Origin of the sequence: Microbacterium sp., from assembly GCF_044508325.1 — a bacterium.
Taxonomy (GTDB): Bacteria; Actinomycetota; Actinomycetes; order Actinomycetales; family Microbacteriaceae; genus Microbacterium.
Map to the genome: position 1 here is coordinate 1 of NZ_JBIQHX010000024.1, position 5,148 is coordinate 5,148.

General features: G+C 68.1%; 5 protein-coding genes. 1 reads left to right on the forward strand and 4 read right to left on the reverse strand.

Translation table 11 applies throughout. The features are described 5' to 3' along the window. The 4 genes from ACIWQI_RS14295 to ACIWQI_RS14310 form a co-directional block, all read right to left on the reverse strand. Window positions 1-188: hypothetical protein (locus ACIWQI_RS14295; protein WP_396658397.1), on the reverse strand; the 188-nt coding region annotated here is incomplete at its 3' end. Between the two features lie 61 nt (window positions 189-249). After that, window positions 250-1,134 carry a carbohydrate ABC transporter permease gene (locus ACIWQI_RS14300; protein ID WP_396658399.1) on the reverse strand — a complete coding sequence of 295 codons (885 nt, stop codon included), beginning with the start codon at window positions 1,132-1,134 and terminating at the stop codon, window positions 250-252. Continuing rightward, window positions 1,131-2,489, reverse strand: a complete 1,359-nt coding sequence (locus ACIWQI_RS14305) for a carbohydrate ABC transporter permease (protein WP_396658401.1) — start codon at window positions 2,487-2,489, stop codon at window positions 1,131-1,133. Before ACIWQI_RS14305 ends, ACIWQI_RS14300 begins: the two co-directional genes overlap by 4 nt. Before the next feature lie 11 nt (window positions 2,490-2,500). Then, the gene (locus ACIWQI_RS14310) at window positions 2,501-3,814 is read right to left on the reverse strand and encodes an ABC transporter substrate-binding protein (protein WP_396658403.1); all 1,314 of its coding nucleotides are present in this window, start codon (window positions 3,812-3,814) and stop codon (window positions 2,501-2,503) included. Window positions 3,815-4,036: 222 nt separating this feature from the next. On the opposite strand from ACIWQI_RS14310, the gene ACIWQI_RS14315 reads away from it, so the two are divergent. Further along, window positions 4,037-5,077, forward strand: coding sequence for a LacI family DNA-binding transcriptional regulator (locus ACIWQI_RS14315; RefSeq protein ID WP_396658404.1), 1,041 nt, complete (start codon window positions 4,037-4,039; stop codon window positions 5,075-5,077). Window positions 5,078-5,148 lie beyond the last annotated feature (71 nt).

Here is a 5,148-nt window from a genome sequence, read left to right on the forward strand (position 1 = left end):
TTGTCCCGGATGTCATCGACCTTCGCGTCGTGCTCGTCGGGCGTGACCTTCTTGGCGAGGTCGGCGGCGCCGTCGAGCACCTTGTCGCTGATGTCCTCGACCTGGTCGGACTTCAGGAAGTCGCCGACCTTGTCCTTGTTCTCTTCGAAGAGCTGCTTGCCCTTGTTCACGATGTCGTCGATGCCCATCGGGTCTCCATTCCCTCCCAGGGAGCGCGCCCGTGCGGCACGCACCTGACAAGTATGTCGCTCACTTCTGCGACCCCGCCAGCAGTGCCTGCACGAAGTACCGCTGGAAGGCGAAGAACACGATGAGCGGGATGATCATCGACAGGAACGCTCCCGACGACAGCACGTCGATGTTCGCGCCGAACTGACGCAGCTGCGACTGGATCGCCACCGTGATCGGCTGAGACTCCGAGTTCGTGAAGATCAGCGCGACCAGCATGTCGTTCCACGTCCACAGGAACTGGAAGATCGCCAGCGACGCGATCGCCGGAAGCCCGAGCGGCAGCATGATCGTGAAGAAGATCCGCCACTCGCTGGCCCCGTCGATGCGCGCCGCCTCGAGCAGTTCGCCGGGCACCTGCGTGAAGAAGTTCCGCAGCAGGAAGATGGCGAACGGCAGCCCGAAGGCGACGTGGAACAGGATGACCCCGAACACCGAGCCGAAGATCCCGATGGCCCCGAACAGCCGGGCGAGCGGGATCAGCGCCACCTGCACCGGCACGGCCAGCAGGATGATGACCACGATCAGCAGCCAGTCCCGGCCCCAGAACTCCGTCCACGCGAAGGCGTAGGCCGCCAGCGCGCCCAGGAGCACCACGAGCACCGTCGCCGGCACCGCGATGACGATCGTGTTCCAGAAGGAGCTCATGATCGTCGGGTTCTGGATCAGGTTCGCGTAGTTCTGCAGCGTCAGCTCGGCGGGCTTGGTGAACACGGTCCACCAGCCGGATGCCGCGTTGTCGCCGCCGGAGCGCAGCGAGGTGAAGAACAGGCCGATCGACGGGATCAGCCAGAACAGCGCCACGAGGATCAGCACGACGTTGACGACGCTCGAGCTGAGCACCCCGAGGACCCGCTGGACCGGCGTCTTCTTGCCCTTGACGATCTGGAGGTCGCTGACGGTCATCGTCCCCGCTCCTCTCGGAAGCGGCGCACGTTGATGATCATCGACGGCAGCACCAGGATCAGCAGCAGCAGCGCGAGCGCGGAGCCGAGGCCCTGGTTCGCTCCGCCGCCGAAGGAGACGGTCCACATCTCGACGGCGATCACGTTCGCCGCAGGTTTGGACACGCCGGGTGGTATCACGTAGACGAGATCGAAGATCTTGAGCACGTTGATCACCAGGGTGACGAACACCACGATCAGCACGGGCGACAGCAGCGGCGCGGTGATCTTCGTGAACACCTGCCACTCGTTGGCGCCGTCGACACGGGATGCCTCCTGCAGCGACCTGTCCATCGCCGACAGCCCCGACGCGATCATCACCATGGCGAAACCGGCCCAGATCCAGACGTAGGACAGGATGATCACGGCGTTGATCAGCGACGGGCCGAGCCACGCGACACCCTGGAAGCCCTGATCGAAGTTCGTCGCGGGCAGGGCGACCCGGTAGCTCTCATCCGGCGAGAGGCCCTCGATGGTGTAGGTGCCGCCGGCGCCGGTGGTGGCATAGCCGCGGACCGCGCCGTCCGGGGCGACGGCATCCACCCGGATGCCCGGCAGCCCGCTCTTGCCCTGCTCGATCTCGCCGTTGACGCCCCCGCCGCCGGGAACCACGTCGAGGAACACCGTGCCGGTGATCTGCGTGTCATTCGCGGCGGGCGCGGGCTCTGCCTGGGCGGCGTCGGCGGGCAGGTCGGTCTGCCGCACGCCGACGAGCGGGAAGTCCTGCGAGCTCCCGGTCTGCAGCTCGGCCTCGCTGACGATCGTCGAACCGTCCGCGATGATGCCGAACCCGTCGCGAGGGCGCGCGCCGGGGTAGCTCGACGCGTCGGAGAACACGTTCTGCACGCCCGCGATGGTCGCGTTGACGACACCGAGGTTCGGGTCCTCCTGGAACATGCTGCGGAAGATCACCCCGGCCGCGAGCATCGAGATGGCCATGGGCATGAAGATGATCAGCTTGAACGCCGTCTTCCACTTCAGCTTCTCGAGCAGCACCGCGAAGATCAGCCCCAGCACCGTGCACGTGATCGGGGCGACGATCACCCACATGACGTTGTTGCGGATCGCCGTGAACGTCGCCTCGTTCGTGAACATCGTGACGTAGTTGTCGAGGCCGACGAACTCGTCTCCGGAGGCGCTGTAGAACGACCGGTAGATCGTGTAGATGATCGGGTAGACCACGAGCGCGCCCAGCACGACGAGTGCGGGCGCGAGGAACGACGCGATGATCGCGGTGCGGCGCCACCGGCCCTTGGGGGGGCGAACGGGCTGTTCGCCCCCCTTCGGATCGGCTGCCGCGTCGACCAGGACGGTCACGGCGCTGCCGTTCAGCCGCCGTAGGCGGACACTGCGGCCGCTTCCAGCGCCTCCTGCGTGCCCTGGATGTCAGTCGGGTCCTGGTAGAAGTCGATCATGATCTGCCAGAAGCCCTGACCGGCCGTGCCGCCGAACGCGCTGGGCGTGAGGTCGGACATGTCGAAGCGGAACGTCTCGGCACCGGTCAGCGCCTCGGCGATCTGCCGCGCGGTGTCGTCCGGGTACAGCGACGGGTCGACGTTCTGGTTCGGCGAGGTCAAGCCGCCCAGCGGCACCCACACCGACGCCGAGTCCGGCGAGGCCAGGTACTGCATGAGCGCGTTGGTCGCGTCGTCGTCGGTGAACTGGATCGCCACGTCACCGCCGCCGACGACCGCCGGCGCCGAGCCGTTGATCGACGGGAAGTTGTAGAACAGCGCGTTCTCGCCGACGACCGAGTTGCCGTCGTCGGTGATGTTGCCGGCCACGAAGTCGCCCTCGTAGACGGTGCCCGCCTCGGGGTTCGCGCCGAAGACCGCGGTCACGCTCTCCGGGAAGGTGCGCTGCGCGCCGCCGGGCTGCAGCACGTCGCTGCTCCACAGCTGCGCCATCACCTCGAGCGCCTCGGTGACCGACGGGTCGGTCCACGGGATCTCGTGGTTGGTCAGCTGGTCGTACTTCTCGGCTCCCGCGGTGCGCAGGTAGACGTTCTCGAACCAGTCCGTGAGCGGCCAGCCGACGTCGGCGCCGACCGAGATGCCGTAGTAGCCCGAGTCCTGCACGAGCTGCAGCTGCTCCATGAACCCGTCCCAGTCCTCGGGAGCGGTGGCCCCGGCGCCGTCGTAGATGTCGGCGTTGTACCAGACGGTCGACTTGTTGGCGGCCTTGAACCACACGCCGTACAGCTCGCCGTCGACGCTGCCCAGGTCGATCCAGCTCTGCGAGTAGTTCGCCGCGATCTCATCGGCGACCTCCGCCGAGACCGGCATGATGTCGCCGTTCTGGGCGAGGGACTGCATGAGCGCGGGCTGTCCGACGATGGCCACGTTCGGCGGCGAGCCGCCCTCGAGCTGACCCTGCAGATACGTGGGGCCGTTGTCGCCGAAGCTCGTGTAGTTGACCGTCGCGCCGGTGTCTTCGGTGAACTTCTGCAGCACGGCCTCGAAGTTCGCCTGCTCAGCGCCGGACCAGGCTGCGGCGACGTTCAGGGTGACGTCGGAGAAGTCTCCGCCCCCTCCGGTGGTCTCGGTGCCGCCGCCCCCTCCGGAGCAGCCTGCGATCAGGAGTCCTGCTGTCGCCAGCGCCGCTGTCGCGGCGACGCCGCGTACACGGGTATGAGTGTTCAAGTCATTCCCCTTCGCTCGTGATCCGCTCGGCGGGGCAGAACGCTCCGAAAGCGGAATCGTTTCCACACCCACAGTAGGCAGGAGCGTCCTGCCGGGGCAATACGGCATGATATCGGTGGCATAACGTCCCTGTTCAGGGCAGGATGGGGGCTGAGAAGGAACGAACCGCTCTGGAAGCGCTTTCACTTCGTCGTCATTCAGTGTGGGCGCGCGGGGGGTGAAGTGGCAGGCATCGCCGAGGTGGCGCGACGTGCCGGCGTATCGCCGGCGACCGCGAGCCGTGCTCTGACGGGCCGCGGCTACGTCGCGGCCGAGACGCGCCGGCGCGTGCAGGAGGCGGCCGCCGAGCTCGGCTATGCCGCGTCCAGTTCGGCGACGAGTCTGGTCACCGGCCGCACGAGCACAGTCGGAGTGGTGATGCCCACCCTCAGCAGGTGGTTCTTCGCCGAGGTGCTCGAAGGCATCCAGGACTCGCTGCTCCAGCACCGGTACGACCTCGCCCTCTACGGCGGACCGACCGGGTCGCGCGGCCGGCAGGAGATGTTCGACTACTTCCTCGCCCGCAAGAGGTTCGACGGACTCATCGCCGTCGGCATCGAGCCCAGCGCCCACGAGCTCGAGCGCCTCGCCGCATCGGCACGGCCCATGGTCAGCGTGGGCGGCTACGACATCGGCACCGACGCGGTCTCCATCGACGATGCGGCCGCCGGACGCATCGCCACCGAGCACGTGCTGGGGCTCGGTCACCGCGACGTCGTGTTCCTCGGCGGCGACCCGGACGGGAAGCGCACCAGCTTCGGCGACGCGCTGCGGGTGGACGGATACCGCGATGCCATGCGCAGCGCGGGGCTCGAGGCGAGCATCCGTCATGTCCGCTCGACCGCGACCATGCCGGGCGGCTATGCGGGCGCGTCGGAGCTGCTCGCGGACCGCCGCACGCGCCCGACCGCGCTCGTCTGCGTCTGCGACGAGGTGGCCGTGGGCGCGATCATCGCGGCCCGGCGGCTGGGCGTGCGGGTGCCCGCCGACCTCAGCGTCATCGGGATCGATGATCACACGAACGCCGAGATGTTCTCGCTGACGACCCTGCGGCAGAGACCGAGGGAACAGGGCAGGACGGCGGTCGAGCTGCTCATGCGGCGGCTGCAGGATCCGGATGCCCCGGTCCGCCGCGTGCGGGAGGCGTCCCCGCTGGTCGTGCGCAACTCCACCGCCGCCCGCGATGTCGCCGCGTCGGCGGTCGTCGCCGACGCCGGCGGGTAGGAACGCCGAAGGGGCCGGGCCCGAAGGCCCGACCCCTTGCGTCCGGTCGCTGCTCGCGGCAGCGACTGGTG